This is a genomic window from Micromonospora sp. CPCC 206060 (assembly GCF_036906895.1).
Classification (GTDB): Bacteria; Actinomycetota; Actinomycetes; order Mycobacteriales; family Micromonosporaceae; genus Micromonospora.
On the sequence record NZ_JBAKHU010000020.1, the window covers coordinates 1 to 18,219 of the forward strand.

Sequence of the window (18,219 nt, forward strand, 5' to 3'; positions counted from 1 at the left end):
ACGACCCGGCCCGGCCGGTCATTCCCACCGGCCATCGGCCCGCACCGCACCCCGGTGTAGGGGGTTTGTTGGTGCTGCGGTCGTACGGGGGTTACAACGATCCCACCCCGCCGGCCATTCCAGCCGGCGGCCCGGTGGCCCGGCGCACCGGGGACGTCCGGGGACGGAACCGGACATCACACCGACCCACCGCCCCGTGATGTGACCCAGGTCACCTGAGTGGCGAGGTTCCGGGTGCGCCGACGGGTGTATTCAGAGCGGACCCGGCATCTGGAGGGCGCGATGACCGACACCGGCACGGCGATCCGCGACGAGGACCGGCGGGCGACGGGCAGCGAGCTGGCCGAGTACGACCCGACCAGCACCCAGCTGCTCGGCGAGCAGGGGCGGACCCGGATCACCGGTACGGTGGTGGCCAAGATCGCCGGTCATGCCGCCCGCGAGGTGCCGGGCGTATGGGCGATCGGGGAGGTACCGCCCGAGCCGACGGGTACCCCCCGGGGTGCGGTACGGGCGGTGGAGCCCGGGGTGGCGGTGGAGGTCGGCGAGCAGGAGACCACCGTCGACCTGGAGATCGTCACCCGTTACGGGGAGAGCATCGTCGACGTCTCGGACGCCGTCCGGCAGCACGTCATCGACCGGGTGCGGGAGATGACCGGTCTGACCGTCTCCGAGGTCAACATCACCGTCGACGACGTCCACGTCGATGGCATGGATCTCGACATGGACGTCGTCGACGCCGCCTAGACCGCCTCCCCGCCGTCCCGCCCGGCGCAGCGGTCACGCCACCGGGGTGGGGTACGACGGCCAGGCATCGAGCCCGACGACCGGCAGGTCGTCCACGTCGTACCCGATCCCGTTGACCACCGACACCACACCACTGACCTGCCCGGCGAGTTGGCCGGCGGCCTCGGTGGCGGTGCGGTGCGCCAGTTGCCCGCTGAGGGTCACCACCCCGTCGCGCACCTCGACGCGCACCTTGCCGTCCTGGATGGACAGGATCCGGCGCAGCACCTCGTGCACCACGTCGTCGCGGATCTCCGCGTCCGGCCGCAGGTGCACCTTGAGCAGGTCGCTGCGGGTGACGATGCCAACCAGCCGGCCGAGGTCGTCGAGGACCGGGAGCCGCTTGACCTGTTCGGCGTCCATCGTCCGGGCGGCGACGACCAGCGGTGTCGAGGCGTAGGTGGTGACGGCCGGGCTGGTCATCAGGTCGGCCGCCATCGCCGCGTCGGCCTTGCGCCGGGCGGTGCGACGTCGACGACCCTCGAACATCCGCCGTTCCTGTGGCTGACCGGCGGCCTCCACCTTGTGCAGCAGGTCGGCCTCGGAGACCACGCCGAGTACCCGGTCGAAGTCGTCCACCACCGGCACCGCACTCACGCCCCGCTTCATGATCACATTCACGATCTCCCGGTACGGGGTGTCAGCGGCGACCGCCTCCACCTCGGTGGTCATCACGTCGCCCACCTGCCAGGTACGCATCGTCCTCACTCCCTCTCGCTCGCGTACCCACGCTATGGCGGCAGCCTGCGGCCGGGCAGGGGCACAGGACCGGCAGATCCCGGGACCTGTGTCCCCTCCCGGACCCGGACAGGACGGGCCGAAGGTCCCCCGCCCGGCGGGACCGACCGGCCCTGCCCGTCGGCGGGCCGACGGCGTGCAATGGCGTTGTCCCCGGAAGACCCAGGCAGGACACGACGAGAGGACGTGGAGACCATGACCGCCACGACCGAGCGAAACAACACCGCCCGCACCCCCGCCCCGGCGGCCAGGAAGATCCCCGCCCCGGTGGCCAGGAAGACCCCGACCCCGGCAGCCGCACCCGTCCCCGTTCCGACGGCCGAGACCACCCGCGCCCGGGCCACCCGGTACGTCTTCGCCGCGGTCCGGATCGCGCTGGGCTGGACGTTCCTCTGGGCCTTCCTGGACAAGGCCTTCGGTTTCGGTTACGCCACCGAGGCGAAGAACGCCTGGATCAACGGTGGCAGCCCCACCAAGGGCTTCCTCACCTTCGGCGCGGCCGGCCCGTTCAAGGAGCTCTACAACGGGATCGCCGGCGCGGCCTGGGCGGACTGGCTCTTCATGGCCGGCCTCGCCGGCCTCGCGATCGCCCTGCTCCTCGGTATCGGAATGCGGATCGCGGCGGTCGCCGGTGGCCTGCTCTACGTGCTCATGTGGACGGCCGTCCTCCCTCCGGAGAACAACCCCGTCATCGACGAGCACCTGATCAACGCCGCGCTGCTGACCGGACTGGCCCTGATCGGCGCCGGGAACACCCTCGGCCTCGGCCGGGTCTGGGCGAAGCTCCCCATCGTCCAGCGGCTCCCCTGGCTCCGGTAACCCCTCCCCTCCCCGGGGGCACCACCATCCGGTGGTGCCCCCGGGCTCTGTTGCAGGTCCCACCCGGCGTCCCACGGGCGCCGGGTATCGGCGTACCACGATGCGGCAGGATCAACGGTGATCCGTACACGTTCCGCCGCGACAGGAGGGCACCGACATGCAGAAGCCCGAGGTTGGCCCGATCGAGGGCGCCCCGCCCGCCGATCTCGTCATCGAGGACATCACCGTCGGCGAGGGACCGGAGGCCCAGCCGGGACAGCTGGCCAGCGTGCACTACGTCGGGGTCGCGCACTCCACCGGCCGGGAGTTCGACGCCTCGTGGAACCGGGGCCAGGCGTTCGAGTTCTCCCTCGGTGGCGGCCAGGTCATCCAGGGCTGGGACCAGGGCGTGGTGGGCATGCGGGTCGGCGGGCGACGCAGGCTGACCATCCCCCCGCACCTGGGCTACGGCAGCCGGGGTGCCGGTGGGGTCATCAAGCCGGGCGAGACGCTGATCTTCGTGGTGGACCTGCTGGGCGTGCGCTGAACCGTACGGTGCCGGCCGGCCCCACCGGCCGGCACCGTACCGGGTCCACCATGGAGAAGCTGTCGTCACACCTTCTTTGTTGCGGACCTGGCCAGGCCTCATCGGCAGAGCCGTTCCGATCGACCAGAATGAAACCATGTCGATCGGCAGCCGTCCCGCACCCCGTCTGATCCGCCCCGTCCGGGAGCCGGCGACCGTGCCCCCGCCGTTGAGCGGCGCGTGGGCGCCCGATGACCAGCGGCTCGACCGGGCGGACCTCTTCCCCCTCCCCGTCGGATACCGGGGCCCGGAGGACGTGCTGGTGGACCGGGCGGGACGGGTGGTCACCGGCACCGAGGACGGGCGGCTGTGGCGCTGGCCCGCCGACCCGGCACCCGGTACCCCGCCGTCCGTGCTGGCCGACACCGGTGGCCGGCCGCTCGGCATCGAACTCGACCCCACCGACGGCAGCCTGCTGGTCTGCGACGCCGAGCGCGGCCTGCTCCGGGTGACCGACGACGGGCGGGTCAGCGAGTTGACCGGCGCGGGTGCCGGTACCCCGGTCCGGCTGGCCAACAACGCGGCCGTCGCCCGGGACGGCACCGTCTTCTTCTCCGACAGCTCCGACCGGTTCCCGCTGTCGCAGTGGAAGCGGGACATGCTGGAGCACCGGCCCAACGGGCGGCTGCTGGCCTACCAGCCGGGCAGTGGACGGACCACCGAGGTCGCGGGCGGCCTCTACTTCCCCAACGGGGTCGGCCTGTCCCCCGACGAGTCCGCGTTGCTGGTGGCCGAGACCACCACCCACCGGTTGCTGCGGATCAGCCTGCCGGACGGCCGGGTCGAGGTGCTGACCGATCTGCCCGCCTACCCGGACAACCTCTCCGCAGTCGGCGACGGGACGTACTGGGTGGCCCTGCCCAGCCCTCGACTGCCGATCGCCGAGCGGCTGCTGCCGTACCCCCGGTTGCGGCAGGTAGCCGCGCTGCTGCCGGACGCCCTGCGCCCGCAGCCGCGCCGCTACGGCCTGGTCGCGCTGGTCGACGGCGACGGCCGGGTGCTGCGCACGCTGCACGGTCCGCGCGGCACCTACCCGATGGTCACCGGGGTACGTCAGCACGGCGACCTGCTCTGGCTGGGCAGCCTCACCGCGACCGGGCTGAGCCGGGTGCCCCGGGACCGGTCGTGACCGGGGCACCCGGCAGGTAGTCAGCCGCCGCTGCCGGAGGAGGCCGGCGCCGGGGTACGGCCGGTGGGCGGCGCGACAGCGGCCGGGGCCGACGGCGCGGCGCTCGGCGTGGGTGCCGGCTTCAGGTTCGCCGGCACCGGCAGGGCGCTGCCCCGGATGAACTCCTCCCAGCTGATGTTCCAGGCGGTCCAGCCGTTGCCGTGGGTCAGCGGCACCTCGGTACCCCGGACGGTGACCAGGTCACCGACCTGGGTGACCCCCATCAGCCAGTCGGCGCTGGCGCTGGAGACGTTGGCACAGCCGTGTGAGACGTTGGTGTTGCCCTGGTCCCCCTCCGACCAGGGTGCGGCGTGGATGAACTCGCCACCCCAGGTGATGCGCTGGGCGTCCTCGACGTCCACCACGTACCCGCCGTCCGGCTCGCCCCGGGTGTCGAAGGTGGTGAAATCGTGCTTCTCCATGATCACCATCTTGCCGCTGGAGCTGGGTGTGCTCGGCTTGCCCAGGCTGACCGGGATCCGGCGGACCAGCCGACCGTCGCGGAACACCGACATCTGCTTGGTCGCGTTGTCGATGTCCAGGGACACCTGGTTGCCGATCCGGGAGGTGGCGGTCCGCTCCGCGTCACCCAGCCGGTCCTTGCCGATCGGCAACCCCTCCAGCGCCGCCCGCACGCTGATCATGGTGCCCGGCTTCCAGAAGTCCGGCGCCCGGTAGTACGCCTGGGTGCCGTCGTCGAGCCAGTGCCAGGTACCCGGCTGCTTCGGCTCGGTTTTGACAAACAACCGTCGCTGTACGGCGGCCCGGGCCTCCTTGGGAATTCCGGGATCGAATGCGACGGTGACGGGCATGGCCGTTCCGTACGTCCGGTTACCGGCGAAGTAGAGCGTACTGGTTATCGTCTGCCGGGTGGACTTCGCCATTGTGGTGAACGTTGTGTTCTGCGTCGCCGTCTGTCCGGAATCGTTTTTCACGGTCACTTCCGCCCGGTACGACCGCTGATTCTGGAGGGGTTTCGCCGGCACCCAGCCGGTACCGTCCTCCCGCATCGCACCGTCGACCGTCCGTCCCTTGTCGTCACGGACCTTGACCTCGGTGACCTTGCCGTTCTTCGCCTCCGTACCGATCTCGGCACTGATCGGCACGTCCCGCGTGCCGGATGCCGGAGTGAGCGCCAGAGTCGGTGGCACGGATCGGGCCACCGACCGGCCGGCCGACTTCGGACCCGATCCGGTGCAGCCGCCGAGGGCGACCGGCGCAAGCGCCAGAGTCGTCACCAGCAATGCGATTCGGCGCCTGGTATCCATATACTGCCCCCCATTCAGTATCCCCTGCGGCACATTCTGTATCGGCCCGGACAGGTCGGTTCGGGATTCGTGGAACAACGGCTCTCGGCCAGTGGTGGATGACGTTTACTCGCGGCGAACATCCCGATAAACGGAATTGCGGGCGGTGGCGCCCCCGCCGGGCGGCAACCGCCCCGGCGTCCGGTCAGGGCTGGTCCGGTTCGTCCTGGTTACCCGCCCACCGGCCACCGACCGGCGGAGTGTCCAGGCGCCACGCGGCCCGGGCGTTGCCGACCAGGTCGTTGTCCACCACCCGGCAGCCCACGCACCGGCCCCGGTCGCTGATCCAGATGCCGTGACTCTGCGTCCGCTCGTGCTGGTTGTCCCAGATCCGGTTGCCCCGGATGGTGGCCGAGTCGACCGGCGCGGCGATGGTGATGCCGGCCCGCACATCCGGTGCCGCCGGCAACCGGTAGCCGGTCCCCGGGGCGGGCACCGCTCCGCTCCACGCGGTGGTCGCCCCCGGCCGTACCGGGGCCAGGGCGAGAGCCGTGGCGGTGTTGGCGGTCACCACGGCGGTCCGGTCCCCGACCCGCAGGATCTTGCCCCGGTGCCCGTCCGGTGCCCAGTCCGCCGCGGTGTCCACCAGCGTCGTGGCGGTGTAGGCGACGGTGGCTCCGGCGCCCGACGCGGCCGGCTCCCTCCGCCGTCCGTTGTTGCGGATCCGGTTGCCGACCAGCGCGGCGTCGGTCAGGGCCCGGTCCACGCGTACCCCGTCCAGGCTGTTGCCCCAGATCTCGTTGCCGTCGAGGACGATGTCCAGCGCCGGCTCCTGGTAACCCCGGCCGAGGTTGTGCTCCCGGTAGCCGTAGCCGCCGTTACCGCTGATCCGGTTACCCCGGATGACGTACGGACCGGGGGTGTTCCCCACGCTGATCCCGTCGCGGACGTTGCCGTCGATGACGCAGTCCGCGACGATGCCGCCCCGACCGGCGACTCCGGCCCGGCTCTGCGCCGACACGTCGAAGCCGGCCTCCAGGTTGCCGATCACCGTGCAGGCGGAGACGATCAGCCCGTCGGCACCCCAGTCGGAGATGCCGAACCGGTTGCCCTCGGCGTGGCAGCCGACGATCCGGATCCCCCGCGGTGGCGGCCACCAGTCCTTCTGCAACTCGACGAAGATGCCGTTGGTGCCGTTGCCGACCGTGCTGCACCCGGTGATGCAGAGCCGCTCGCTGGCCCCCCAGCCGCCGATGCCGACACCGATACCGGCACCACCCAGGTCGCGGCCGTTGTCCAGCCGTCCGCAGCCGTTGGCGACCACCCCCGAGATGATCGTGTCCTGGAGGAAGTCGCAGCCCAGCCCGGTGGCCGCGGTGTCGTGGATGTAGAGGTCCTGGAACCGGCCCCGGAGCACGTACTGCAGGCCCAGGCCCTTGGCCCGGTGGTCGTACCGGGTCAGGGCGACCCCGGAACCGTCGATCTCGAAGCCGGCGAAGACGCAGTCGGCGAGGTGGTTGTCCCGGCCGGCGCCGTGCTGATCGGTGGTGAAGTGGGCCAGCGGGACCGGATCGGCCCGGTTGTTCGGGTTGCCCAGCACGAACCGGGTGATCCCCGGGCCGGCACCGACCAGCGAGACCCCGCTGCGCCACGCCGTGCCGGCGTCCTGGATCGCGTACACCCCGGGCGGACACCAGATCATCCTCGGGTGCCGGTCGGCGGCGTAACCGCCGCCCAGTTCGTCGACGAGCGCCGCCAGTGCCGGCTGGTCGTTGGTGACCCCGTCGCCGCGCAACCCGCACCGGCGGGCGTCCCGGACCAGGTGGTCGGGCGAGAGCCGGATGGCGTGCGCCAGCCCGGACAGCGGGCCGTGACGGACCTCGTACGGCAGCACCGGCACCTCCTCCACGACGGGTCACCCGACGGGCCGGGTTTCCCGCCGGCCGGAGCGGGAAACGGCCGGTGTCGGGGCGGGGAGGCACGGGGACACCCCGGCCCCGGCCCCGGGCGGGGTCGGGACCGGGGCGACCACCACCGGCGGGTCAGCCGCCGGGCGGCCGGTTCAGAGGTTCGCGATCAGCAGGGCCGGTCGTTCGACGCAGTCGGCGACGTACCGCAGGAAGCCGCCGGCCACCCCTCCGTCGCAGACCCGGTGGTCGAAGGTGAGGCTCAGCTGGGTCACCTTGCGGACCGCCAACTGCCCGTCGACCACCCAGGGCTTGTCCACGATCCGACCCACCCCGAGCAGCGCCGCCTCCGGGTGGTTGATGATCGGCGTGGATCCGTCCACCCCGAAGACCCCGTAGTTGTTGAGGGTGAAGGTGCCGCCGGTCAGCCCGGACGGCGGGAGCGTACCGGCCCGGGCCGCCGCCGTGGTGGCGGCCAGTTCGGCGGCCAGTTCGGTGGCGGTGAGCCGCTGCGCGTCCCGGATGACCGGGACGAGCAGGCCCCGGTCGGTCTGCGCGGCGATGCCCAGATGCACTCCGGCGGACTGGACGATCCGCTGGTTGTCGGTGTCGACCCGGGCGTTGAGCTGCGGGTAGCGGCGCAACGCGGACAGGCAGATCCGGGCCAGCAGGGCGAGGATGCTGACCGGCTGGTCGGGCCGGGCGGCGTTGATCTCGGCGCGGGTGGCCAGCAGGGCGGTCGCGTCCACGTCGACCCAGACGGTCACCTCGGGGATCTCCCGGCGGCTGCGGGAGAGCTTGTCGGCGATCGCCCGGCGGATCCCGGTCAACGGGATGACCAGGTCCTCCCCCGCTGCGGCGACCGGCGCCGGCTCGACCGGCCTTCCGGCCGGCGGGGGCACCGTGGCGGGGGCCGGGGCGAGCGCCGCCTCGACGTCCGCCCGGCGGATCACCCCACCCGGCCCGGTACCGCGCACCGACGCCAGGTCGACGCCGTGGTCACGGGCGAGCCGGCGCACGATCGGTGAGATGACCAGCCCGACCGTCGACGGCGCCGGGGCCGTGGGCGGGGGCGGGACGACCGACGCCGGGGACGGCGGGGCGGCCGGGACCGGCTGCGCCTCGCGCGGGGCCGCTGCCCCGGTCGGCGGAGCCAATCGGGGGCGACGGCGCCGCCGGCCGGAGGTGGCGTGCCCGGTGCCGTACCCGATCAGCACGTTGCCCGAGCCGGCCCGCTCCTCCTCGCGGTAGGTGGCGTGGCCGGCCGGCTCGGTGGTGCCGACGGTGGCTGCCGGCTCGGTGGTGCCGACGGTGGCTGCCGGGTCGGCGGCGGCGGTGGTGGACGTCGGGTCGACCGGGGCGACGGTGATCAGCGGCTGACCCACCGGTCGTACCTCGCCGGGCGCCCCGTGCAGGGCCACCACCCGCCCGGCGTACGGGCAGGGCACGTCGACCACCGCCTTGGCGGTCTCCACCTCGACGACCGTCTGGTCCACGGTCACCAGGTCGCCGACCGCGACCCGCCACTGCACGATCTCCGCCTCGCTGAGCCCTTCGCCGAGGTCGGGCAGGAGGAAGACCCGGGTGGTCGCGGTGCTCATGCCGCCCCCTCCAGCCGGGGCAGCCAGCGCGGGTCCGGCTGGTCGTCCCACTGGAGCCGGGCCACGGTGTCGAGCACCCGGTCCACGCTGGGCAGATGGGTGTGTTCCAGCATCGGCGGCGGGTAGGGGACGTCCAGCCCGCTGACCCGCAGGACCGGGGCGTGCAGCGCGTGGAAGCAGCGTTCCTGTACCCGGGCGGCGATCTCCGCGCCGACCCCGGCGAAGCCCTGTGCCTCGGTGATCACCACGGCCCGCCCGGTCCGGCGTACCTCGGCGGTGACCGTGGCGTCGTCGAACGGCACGATGCTGCGGCAGTCGACCACGCCCAGGTCCCAGCCCTCCTCGCGGCCGGCCTCGGCGGCCTCCAGGGCCACCGGTACGGCCGGGCCGTAGGCAATCAGGGTGGCGTCCCGGCCGGCCCGGCGGACCACCGCCCGGCCGATCGGCTCGGTCCGCGCCGGCAGGACCGCCTCCGCGCTGGAGAAGTAGAGCTTCTTGGGCTCCAGGAAGACCACCGGGTCGTCGTCGTCGATCGCGTCGCGCAGCAACGAGTACGCATCGGCCACGGTCGCCGGGGTGACCACCTTCAGGCCCGGGGTGTGCGCGTAGTACGCCTCGCTGGAGTCGCAGTGGTGCTCGACGCCACCGATGCCCCCGGCGTACGGCACCCGGATCACCATGGGCACGCTCAGTTTGCCCCGGGTCCGGTTGCGCAGCTTCGCCACGTGCGAGGCGATCTGCTCGAAGGCCGGGTAGGCGAACGCGTCGAACTGCATCTCGACCACGGGCCGCAGGCCGGACATGGCCAGCCCGACGGCGAACCCGACGATGCCGGCCTCGGCCAGGGGGGTGTCGAAGCAGCGGCGGTCGCCGAACCGGGCGAGCAGCCCGTCGGTGATCCGGAAGACGCCGCCGAGCTGACCGACGTCCTCCCCGAAGACGACCACCCGGTCGTCGGCGGCGAGCGCGTCGGCCAGTGCCGCGTTGAGCGCCTTGGCCATGGTGGTCTTGACTGCCGGTGTGTCGGCCATCAGGCGTCCCCTTCGGTGTCCCGGGCGGCGGCCAGTTCGGCGCGGACCTGCTCGCGTTGCTCGCGAAGCTGCGGGGTGGGCTCGGCGTAGACGTGGTCGAAGAGGCTGAGCGGGTCGACGGCGGGGGCGAGGTTCATCCGCTCCCGCAGGTCGGCCGCGTACGCCTCGGCCTCGGCCGCGATCGCGGCGACCGCCGCGTCGTCGAGCTCCCCCGCCCCGCGCAGGTACGTCTCCAGCCGGGTGACCGGGTCGCGGTCGCGCCACGCCTCGACCTCGGCGCCGTCGCGGTAGCGGCTGGCGTCGTCGGCGTTGGTGTGCGGTTCCATCCGGTAGGTGTGTGCCTCGACCAGGTAGGGGCCGTTGCCGGCGCGGGCGTGCGCGACCGCTCGGGTCAGCACGGCGAGTACCGCCATCGGGTCGTTGCCGTCGACCTGCTCGGCCGGTACGCCGTAGCCGACGCCCTTGTAGGCCAGCGACGGGGCGGCGGTCTGCCGGGACAGCGGCACGCTGATCGCGTACTTGTTGTTCTGCACGAAGAAGACCACCGGGGCCTTGAACACGGCGGCGAAGTTGACCCCCTCGTGGAAGTCGCCCTCGCTGGTGGCGCCGTCACCGATGAAGACCAGCGCCACGGTGTCCCGGCCCTGGTACGCCTCGCCGTAGGCGAGTCCGGCGGCGTGCACGGTCTGGGTGGCCAGCGGCGTGCACTGCGGCGCGGTGTGCCGGGCAGCGGGGTCGTACCCGCAGTGCCAGTCGCCGCGCAGCAGGGTGAGCACCTCGACCGGGTCGATGCCCCGGGCGGTCAGCGCCATCGACTCCCGGTAGGTCGGGAAGACCCAGTCGGTGTCCCGGACCGCGAGCACCGCGCCGACCTGGCACGCCTCCTGCCCCCGGGAGGACGGGTAGACCGCCAGCCGGCCCTGCTTGGTCAGGGCGGTGGCCTGGACGTCGAACCGCCGGCCGATGACCATGCGCCGGTACAGCTCACGCAGGGCGGCGGTGGGCGGCTCGGGGTGGTCGGGGTGGGCCGGCAGCCGGGTGCCGGTCTCGTCGAGCATGCGGACCGGTTCGGCGGCGGGCAGCAGTGCGTGGGCCGGGTCGGTCGGGGTGGCCGACCGGCGGCTGCGGGGGGCTGCTCTGCGGACCGCCCGGGGTGTGGTGGTCACGGCGGTACCTCCTGGACGTGTGGTGGCCCTATGCTCACGGCTGCGAATAGTTGACTCAAGATCAACGAAAAACGCGGGACGATTGGACGACCGAGGGGGCCGATGTGAACCAGGAAGCCCAACCGGAAGGGGGCGCCCCCGGCGAGCCGGGACGATCGGCCCGACCGCTGGACGAGGTGGATCGGCGGATCCTGGAGGCACTGGTCCACGACGGCCGGCTGTCGATCCGGGCCCTGGCGGAACGGGTGCACGTCTCGCGCACCAACGCGTACGCCCGGGTGGAGCGCCTACTTCGGGAGGGTGTGATCACCGGCTTCCGGGCCCAGGTCGCACCGGAGTCGGCTGGGCTCGGTACATCGGCGTACATCGCATTGAAGATAGAGCAGAACACCTGGCGGGAGGTATCCGCCGAACTGGCCCGGGTGCGCTACATCGAGCACGCCGCACTGCTCGGCGGGGACCACGACGTGCTGGCCCTGGTCCGCGCGCCGGACAACGCGGCGCTGCGCGACGTGGTGCTCGGTCAGGTGCAGAGCATCGCCGGGGTGCTGTCGACCCGGACCTGGCTGGTCTTCGAGGAGTTCGACGGGACACAGAACCCCTGGTTGTGACGGGTACCGGTTACCCCTACCAGGTTAGGGGCCGCCGAAACTAGAGTGCGACACTAGACCGTCACTACGATCAGTGACGCTGGGACACGACGATCGATGGGTGGCACGGTGGCGGAGACAGACGGCCGGCAGACCCGGCGCAGGACCATCGTCGGCCTGCTGACCCTGGGCATGGCGTTCCCGATGCTGGTGCTGTACGCCCTGGGCGTACTCGGGCCGCAGCTCGTCGACGACCTCACGGTGTCCCGTTCCACGCTCGGTTCGCTGGTCTCCGCGTCGTTCGGGGTCGCCGCGGTCGGCTCCCTCTGGGCCGGCGCGGTGGTCGACCGGATCGGCGTACGGGCCGCCCTGGCGTTGCTCTTCGTGGTCTCCGGTACCGCCTCCCTGCTGATGTTCGCCAGCACCGGGGTGGCCCTGCTGGCCGTCGCCGTGTCGGTCTCCGGGCTGGCCCAGGCACTGGCCAACCCGGCCACCAACCGCACCATCGTGGTACAGCTCCCCGCCCCGCACCGGGCGGCGGCCACCGGGCTCAAGCAGTCCGGGGTACAGCTCGCCGCCCTGGCCGCCGGCCTCTGCCTGCCACCCCTGGCGCTGGCCACCAACTGGCGGGTGGCGCTCGGCGCCGCCGCACCGCTGGCCCTGGCCGCCGCCGTGGGCAGCCTGCTGATCCTGCGCCGGCCCGACCGGGACCAGGGCGGGTCCGGCCCGGCGACGAAACCCCCGCCGGCCCGCCTGCTCCCGAAGGCGCCCGGCGCCTTCCTGGCCTGGATCATGGTCGGTCAGCTCTTCCTCGGGTGCGGCCTGGCCACCCTCAACGTCTTCCTCCCGCTCTACGTGCACAGCGATCTCGGCGTCCCCGTCTCCCGCGCGGCGCTGCTGGTCGCCGCGTTCGGCGTGGCCGGCATCATCGCCCGGATCGGCTGGACCCGGCTGGCCGGACGGCAGAAGCTGCTGAGCCCGCTGCTGGCCGGTCTCGGCTCGGCTGCCGCCGCCTCCGCCGTACTGCTGTGGTCCAGCCGGTACGGCGGGATCTGGCTGGCCGTGCTCGGCACGGTCGGCATCGCGGCCACCGCGGTGGCCGCGAACGCGGTGGCCATGCTGCTGGTGGTCCGGGACCGGCGCACCGGCCCGGTCGGGCACGCGTCCGCGCTGGCCTCGCTCGGCTTCTTCGCCGGCTTCGCGATCAGCCCGCCGCTGCTCGGTCTGGTCGCCGACGTCGCCGGGTTCGGCACCATGTGGCTGCTGCTGGCCGCGCAGTTCGCCCTGGCCGGGGTCGCCGCACTGCGGCTGCGGTCGCTGGAGGCCACGCCCGGTCCGGCCGATGCCCCGACAACGCCGACCGCCGTACCGGCCGGGGCGGGCGCGGGCAGCCGGGGCGCGTCGTGACCACCGGTCACCCGCTGCCGGCACCGGCCGCCGGACCGGCGAGCGTGCTCTCCACGGGCGAGATCGGGACCGCGCTGGCGCACCTGACCACCCGGGTGGACCTGATCCACCGGAACGCCCCGGAGCAGGTACCCCTCTTCGCCGACCCGTCGACCGGCGAGTGGACCACCAGCCGTCGGGGTTCCTGGGTCGGTGGGTTCTGGGTGGGCCTGCTCTGGCTGCGGGCCACCCTCACCGACGACCCGTCCGCCGGACCGACCGCGGCGCAGTGGACGGCCCGGCTGCGCGACCGGCTCGACGACGACACGGTGACCCGGGCGATGACCTGCTGGTACGGTGCGGCGCTCGGCGCCCGGCTGCACGACGACCCGGCCGCCACCGGGCTGGCCCGGCTCGGCGCCCGGGTGGTGGCCCGCTGCTACGACCCGGAACTCGACGCGGTGCCCGTGGGTACCGCGTTCGGACTCGGCGAGGTGGGACGGCACCGGATCTCGGTGGACAGCGTCGGTGCGCTGGTCCGGTTGCTCTGCTGGGCCTCGGACGACGGCGCCGACCCGGAGCTGCGCACCGTCGCCGCCCGTCAGGTGGACCGGTTCACCGCCGCCGACCCGACCGGACCGGTGCCGGTGGAGCTGGACCGGGACCCGACGACCGGCACCCTGGTGGACCGGCATCCCGGCGGGTCCTGGGCGCGCGGCGAGGCCTGGGCGCTGCTGGCCACGATCGACGCCCACCTGGCGCTGGGCGAGCGGTACCGGCCGGTGGCACAGGCGGCTGCGGACCGCTGGCTGGCCCGGCACGGCGACCGGGTACCCGCCGACCGACCGGACCAGCCGGACGGTCACCTCGACACGGCTGCGGCGGCCATCGCCGGGTGCGCCCTGCAGAAGCTCGGCACCCTCCGGCTGCCGGACGCCGAGCGGTACACCACGGCTGCGGACCTGCTCCTGGCCCGGCTGGTCCGGGACCACCTGGGCGGTTCCCCCGGCGTACCGGCACCGCCCGGGATGCTGCGCGGCGGCTGTTACGAGGTCCGGCCGGGGCAGCGGCGTGAGGTGGAGACGGTCTGGGGGACGTTCTTCCTCACCGCCGCGCTGGCCGCCGCCGCCGGACGGATCCGCCCGACCGTGTGTTGACCCCGGTCCGGGTCACCACCCGGACCGCACCCCACAAACACCCATCCGGGCCCCGGTCCGGCCACTTTTACTAGAGTGAAGCTCTAGTGTTCGACTACACTGAGAGTTCCACAGACGAGCGGGAGTGCCCGTGCACGAAAAACGTGACCGCTGGCTGATCCTTGGCCTACTGACCGCGGTCGAGTTCCTGGTCTTCCTCGACATCGCGATCGTCAACATCGCGTTGCCGTCGATGCGGTCCGACCTGGGTATGACAGAGGGACAACTGGCCTGGGTGGTCACCGCCTACCAGTTGGTCTTCGGCGGCTTCCTGGTCCTCGGCGGCCGGGCCAGCGACACCCGGGGCCGACGCCGGGTGTACCTGACCGGCCTGGTGCTGTTCACCGTGGGATCGCTGGTCGCCGCGCTGGCCACCGGCCCGCTGGTGCTGATCGCGGCCCGCGGTGTGCAGGGGCTCGGCGCCGCCGCGCTGGTGCCGACCGCGCTGGCCATGATGCAGACGGTCTTCGGTGGCACACCCGAGTACAACCGCGCCTTCGGTATCTGGGGCGCGATGCGCTCCGCCGGGGCGTCCTCCGGCGTTGCCCTGGGCGGCATCCTCACCCAACTGGCCGGCTGGCCCTCGGTCTTCCTCATCAACGTGCCGCTCTGCCTGCTGGTGCTGGTGCTCGGCTGGCGGGTACTGCCCCGGGACGAACCAGGGACCGGACGCCGGCTCGACGCCGGGGGCGCCACCCTGATCACCCTCGGCATGCTGCTGGTGGTGGCCGCGTTCGGCGAGGGCGGCGGCGGTTTCACCTGGCTGCACGCCGGTGCGCTCATCGGCGGTCTGGCCCTGCTCGCGCTCTTCCCGATGGTCGAGTCCCGGGTGGCCGACCCGCTGGTACCGCTGCGGCTGTTCCGCTCCCGGGCGGTCAACGGATCGCTGCTGGCCAGCTTCCTGGTCGGCATCTCCCACCTGGCGCTGTTCTACTTCCTCTCCCTGCACCTGCAACAGGTCGCCGGGTACAACGCCCTGGAGGCCGGGCTGGCCATCCTGCCGATCGGCCTGATGGTGGTCACGGTGGCCACCGTCGTGCTGCCGAGGATGCTGGACCGGTTCGGCCCACGCGGGGTCCTGCTGATCGGGCTGACCAGCCTCACCCTCGCGCTGCTCTACTACGCCCGGGTGCCGGACGACCCGAACTTCCTCATCGACGTCCTGCCCGGTGGCATCCTGGTGGCCTTCGGCATCCCGGCGGCCTTCGTCGGGGTGACCGTCCCGGCCATGCGGGCCGTGCAACCGGCGGACAGCGGTGTCACCTCGGCGCTGGTCAACACGGTGCAGCGGCTCGGCGGCGGGGTCGGGGTGGTGGTGCTGACCGCCCTGGGTACCGCGCTCGCCGGCCAGTCCACCGCACCCGGCGCCCCGATCGACCACGACACGTTCCGGATCGGCCTGGTCGGTGCCGCCGTGGTGAACCTGCTGGCCCTCGTCGCCGCCGCACTGCTGCTGCCCAAGCCGGCGCCGCAGCCGGCCACCGGGCCGGCGGGCGGTACCGACGGGGACGCCACGACCGACCGGGACGCCACACCCCCGGGTGACACCGGGCCCGACGCCACCGTGACCGGCACCGGGGACCCGGCCGACGACGACCACGACCATGCCGCCACGACGGTTCCGGCGGCCCAGCAGACGGGAGGACGGCCGTGACCGCCGTCAGTGAACTCACCCGGCCGGCACCCGACCGCCCGACCGGCGACGACCTTCCGCCGATCCCCGGCGGGCTGCTCGCCCGTCTCGGCGCCACGGTCGTCCGGTACCGCCGCGCCACCCTGGTCCTGTCGTTGCTGTTCACCCTGCTCGCCGCCGGGCTGAGCTGGACCGTCTCGGACCGGTTGGTCAACGGCGGCTACATCCCCCAGGACGCCGAGTCGCAGCGGGCCGCGCGGTTCCTCGCCGACTCGTTCGGCGCCGGCACCGCGGACCTCGTCCTCGTGCTCACCGCCGACCGGCCCGCCGACGACCCCACGGTGGCCGATGCCGGCACCCGACTGACCAGCGAGCTGGACGCCCGCTCCGACACCGCCGCGGTGCAGTCGTGGTGGAACACCGGGGAACCGGCGCTGCGCTCCACCGACGGCCGGTCCGCGCTGATCCTGGTCCGCCTGGTCGGCGCCGAGGACGAACGGCAGGGGCACGCCAAGGAACTGATGGCCGAACTCGACCACCGGGACCTGCCGTTCACCGTGCAGGCCACCGGGGAGAGCCAGGTCAACCGGGAGATCATCGAGCAGAGCGAGCGGGACCTGATCCGCGCCGAACTGATCGTCACCCCGCTGACCCTGGTCATCCTGCTGCTGGTCTTCGGCTCGGTGGTCGCGGCCAGCCTGCCCGCCGTGGTCGGCGCGATCGCCGTGCTGGGCAGCCTGGCTGTGCTCACCCCCCTGGCCGAGATCACCAACGTGTCGGTCTTCGCGCTGAACGTGGCCACGGCGCTCGGCTTCGGCCTCGCCGTCGACTACAGCCTGTTCATCGTCACCCGCTACCGGGAGGAACTGGCCCTGGGTCGGGACAGTCACCAGGCGGTCGTGGTGGCGGTGGCCACCGCCGGGCGGACCGTGCTCTTCTCCGCCTGCACCGTCGCGCTGTCCATGTGCGGGCTGCTGGTCTACCCGCTGTTCTTCCTGCGCTCCCTGGCGTACTCGGGGATCCTGGTCGTCGGGTTCGGCGCGGTCGCCGCGGTCGTGGTGCTGCCGGCCGTGCTCGCCGTGCTCGGCCCGAAGGCGTTCCGCTGGTCGCTGCCGTGGGCCCGGGCGGACCGGGACCTCCGCGCGGCCGGCTTCTGGTCGACGCTGGCCCGGATGGTGATGCGCCGTCCGGTGTTGACCGCCGGTCCGGTGATGCTGCTGCTGGTCGCCCTGGCGCTGCCGTTCACGCAGGTCCGGTTCGGCCTCGCCGACGCCAACGTGCTGCCCGCCGACGCCCCGGCCGCCCGGGCCGCCAACGCGGTGGAGCGCGACTTCGACTCGCACGCCATCGACGCGCTCACCGTCGCCCTGCCCGGCGGTACCGCCGACGCCCGGCTGGACAGCTACGTCCAGCGGATCTCGGCGCTGCCGCACGTGACCCACGTGGACGGACCGACCGGCCGGTACGCCGACGGAACGCAGGCCATGCCGGCCACCCCGGCGCACACCGCGATGGTCAACCCGGACGGCGTACGGCTCAACGTCGTGCTGGACGTGGCCCCGTTCTCCTCCGCCGGTGAGCGGGTCGTCGAACAGGTACGGGACCTGTCCGGCCCGGTACCCGCGCTGGTCGGCGGTCCCAGTGCCACCCTGGTCGACACCAAGGGCGTGGTCGGCGGCATGCTGCCCTGGGCGCTGGCGATCGTCGGCATCAGCACCTTCATCCTGCTGTTCCTGTTCACCGGCGGGCTGCTGGTACCGGTCAAGGCGCTGGTGCTCAACCTGCTCAGCCTGACCGCGACCTTCGGCGTGATGGTCTACGTCTTCCAGGACGGGCACCTGAAGTGGCTGGTCGGGGACTTCACCGCCACCGGCTACCTGGAGGTCACCATCCCGGTGCTGGCCTTCTGCATCGCCTTCGGTCTCTCCATGGACTACGAGGTCTTCATGCTCTCCCGGATGCGGGAGGAGTACGTCCGCCACGGTGACAACGAGCGGGCCGTGGCGGTCGGCCTGGCCCGTACCGGCCGCCTGATCAGCGCGGCGGCGGTCATCGTGGCCAGCGTGATGGTGTCCCTGGCAACCTCCCAGCTCTCCCTGCTGAAACTGCTCGGGGTGGCGCTGGCGCTGGCCGTCATCACCGACGCCCTGCTGGTCCGGGCGGTGCTGGTACCCGCGTTCATGCGGCTGGCCGGTCGGGCGAACTGGTGGGCCCCCGGTCCGCTCGCCCGGCTGCACCGCCGGATCGGTCTTCGCGACTCCTGACCCGTCCCGCGTGACCGCCCGCCCGCTACGGCCTCCCTGCCGGCCGCAGCGGGCGGGCACCCGCATGGTGACGGCCCGTCGGCTGACAACCCTTAACCCGCCACAGAAAAACCCGTGCCGAC

Annotated in this window: 15 protein-coding genes; 9 read left to right on the forward strand and 6 right to left on the reverse strand. The window is 72.9% G+C overall.

From position 1 onward, the window contains the following. Positions 1-282: 282 nt before the first annotated feature. On the forward strand, positions 283-747 hold the full coding sequence (locus V6U90_RS15020; protein WP_334435993.1) for an Asp23/Gls24 family envelope stress response protein: 465 nt from the start codon (positions 283-285) through the stop codon (positions 745-747). Positions 748-780: 33 nt separating this feature from the next. Here V6U90_RS15020 and V6U90_RS15025 read toward each other — a convergent pair whose 3' ends face one another. Then, on the reverse strand, positions 781-1,485 hold the full coding sequence (locus tag V6U90_RS15025) for a CBS domain-containing protein (protein ID WP_334435996.1): 705 nt from the start codon (positions 1,483-1,485) through the stop codon (positions 781-783). 225 nt (positions 1,486-1,710) lie between these two features. Here V6U90_RS15025 and V6U90_RS15030 point away from each other — a divergent pair, with 225 nt between their 5' ends. The 3 genes from V6U90_RS15030 to V6U90_RS15040 all read left to right on the forward strand — a co-directional run bounded on the left by V6U90_RS15030 (position 1,711) and on the right by V6U90_RS15040 (position 4,037). Beyond that, a complete protein-coding gene (locus tag V6U90_RS15030) occupies positions 1,711-2,343 on the forward strand; it encodes a hypothetical protein (RefSeq protein WP_442933588.1) in 633 nt (210 codons plus the stop codon). Between the two features lie 157 nt (positions 2,344-2,500). Continuing rightward, entirely contained in the window at positions 2,501-2,869 is a 369-nt protein-coding gene (locus V6U90_RS15035) for an FKBP-type peptidyl-prolyl cis-trans isomerase (protein ID WP_334436001.1), read from the forward strand. A 136-nt stretch (positions 2,870-3,005) separates the two neighbouring features. Beyond that, the gene (locus tag V6U90_RS15040) at positions 3,006-4,037 is read left to right on the forward strand and encodes an SMP-30/gluconolactonase/LRE family protein (protein WP_334436003.1); all 1,032 of its coding nucleotides are present in this window, start codon (positions 3,006-3,008) and stop codon (positions 4,035-4,037) included. A gap of 20 nt (positions 4,038-4,057) precedes the next feature. Here V6U90_RS15040 and V6U90_RS15045 read toward each other — a convergent pair whose 3' ends face one another. The 5 genes from V6U90_RS15045 to pdhA all read right to left on the reverse strand — a co-directional run bounded on the left by V6U90_RS15045 (position 4,058) and on the right by pdhA (position 11,028). After that, complete coding sequence (locus V6U90_RS15045; RefSeq protein WP_334436005.1) at positions 4,058-5,344, reverse strand: L,D-transpeptidase; 1,287 nt, start codon at positions 5,342-5,344, stop codon at positions 4,058-4,060. Positions 5,345-5,528: 184 nt separating this feature from the next. Beyond that, positions 5,529-7,178, reverse strand: a complete 1,650-nt coding sequence (locus V6U90_RS15050; RefSeq protein ID WP_334436171.1) for a right-handed parallel beta-helix repeat-containing protein — start codon at positions 7,176-7,178, stop codon at positions 5,529-5,531. 207 nt (positions 7,179-7,385) lie between these two features. Then, on the reverse strand, positions 7,386-8,831 hold the full coding sequence (locus V6U90_RS15055; RefSeq protein ID WP_334436008.1) for a dihydrolipoamide acetyltransferase family protein: 1,446 nt from the start codon (positions 8,829-8,831) through the stop codon (positions 7,386-7,388). Beyond that, a complete protein-coding gene (locus V6U90_RS15060) occupies positions 8,828-9,862 on the reverse strand; it encodes an alpha-ketoacid dehydrogenase subunit beta (RefSeq protein ID WP_334436011.1) in 1,035 nt (344 codons plus the stop codon). The genes V6U90_RS15055 and V6U90_RS15060 overlap by 4 nt, the downstream gene beginning before the upstream one ends. Continuing rightward, positions 9,862-11,028: a pyruvate dehydrogenase (acetyl-transferring) E1 component subunit alpha gene (gene pdhA / locus V6U90_RS15065; protein ID WP_334436014.1), complete on the reverse strand. Its 1,167-nt coding sequence runs from the start codon at positions 11,026-11,028 to the stop codon at positions 9,862-9,864. Before pdhA ends, V6U90_RS15060 begins: the two co-directional genes overlap by 1 nt. Before the next feature lie 104 nt (positions 11,029-11,132). Between pdhA and V6U90_RS15070 the strand changes: the two genes are divergently transcribed. The 5 genes from V6U90_RS15070 (at position 11,133) to V6U90_RS15090 (ending at position 18,097) form a co-directional block, all read left to right on the forward strand. Next, positions 11,133-11,639, forward strand: coding sequence for an Lrp/AsnC family transcriptional regulator (locus V6U90_RS15070; RefSeq protein ID WP_334436016.1), 507 nt, complete (start codon positions 11,133-11,135; stop codon positions 11,637-11,639). 108 nt (positions 11,640-11,747) lie between these two features. Next, complete coding sequence (locus tag V6U90_RS15075) at positions 11,748-13,025, forward strand: MFS transporter (protein ID WP_334436018.1); 1,278 nt, start codon at positions 11,748-11,750, stop codon at positions 13,023-13,025. After that, complete coding sequence (locus V6U90_RS15080; protein ID WP_334436020.1) at positions 13,022-14,161, forward strand: hypothetical protein; 1,140 nt, start codon at positions 13,022-13,024, stop codon at positions 14,159-14,161. The genes V6U90_RS15075 and V6U90_RS15080 overlap by 4 nt, the downstream gene beginning before the upstream one ends. Before the next feature lie 130 nt (positions 14,162-14,291). Continuing rightward, on the forward strand, positions 14,292-15,854 hold the full coding sequence (locus V6U90_RS15085; protein ID WP_334436022.1) for an MFS transporter: 1,563 nt from the start codon (positions 14,292-14,294) through the stop codon (positions 15,852-15,854). Then, the gene (locus V6U90_RS15090) at positions 15,851-18,097 is read left to right on the forward strand and encodes an MMPL family transporter (protein ID WP_334436025.1); all 2,247 of its coding nucleotides are present in this window, start codon (positions 15,851-15,853) and stop codon (positions 18,095-18,097) included. Before V6U90_RS15085 ends, V6U90_RS15090 begins: the two co-directional genes overlap by 4 nt. Positions 18,098-18,219 lie beyond the last annotated feature (122 nt).

What these genes read in the sequence shown, in the direction of transcription:
- V6U90_RS15045 (WP_334436005.1), bottom strand. Translation starts at nt 5,344, where the DNA reads ATGGATACCAGGCGCCGAATCGCATTGCTGGTGACGACTCTGGCGCTT.
- V6U90_RS15060 (WP_334436011.1), bottom strand. Translation starts at nt 9,862, where the DNA reads ATGGCCGACACACCGGCAGTCAAGACCACCATGGCCAAGGCGCTCAAC.
- V6U90_RS15025 (WP_334435996.1), bottom strand. Translation starts at nt 1,485, where the DNA reads ATGCGTACCTGGCAGGTGGGCGACGTGATGACCACCGAGGTGGAGGCG.
- V6U90_RS15035 (WP_334436001.1), top strand. Translation starts at nt 2,501, where the DNA reads ATGCAGAAGCCCGAGGTTGGCCCGATCGAGGGCGCCCCGCCCGCCGAT.
- V6U90_RS15020 (WP_334435993.1), top strand. Translation starts at nt 283, where the DNA reads ATGACCGACACCGGCACGGCGATCCGCGACGAGGACCGGCGGGCGACG.
- V6U90_RS15055 (WP_334436008.1), bottom strand. Translation starts at nt 8,831, where the DNA reads ATGAGCACCGCGACCACCCGGGTCTTCCTCCTGCCCGACCTCGGCGAA.
- V6U90_RS15040 (WP_334436003.1), top strand. Translation starts at nt 3,006, where the DNA reads ATGTCGATCGGCAGCCGTCCCGCACCCCGTCTGATCCGCCCCGTCCGG.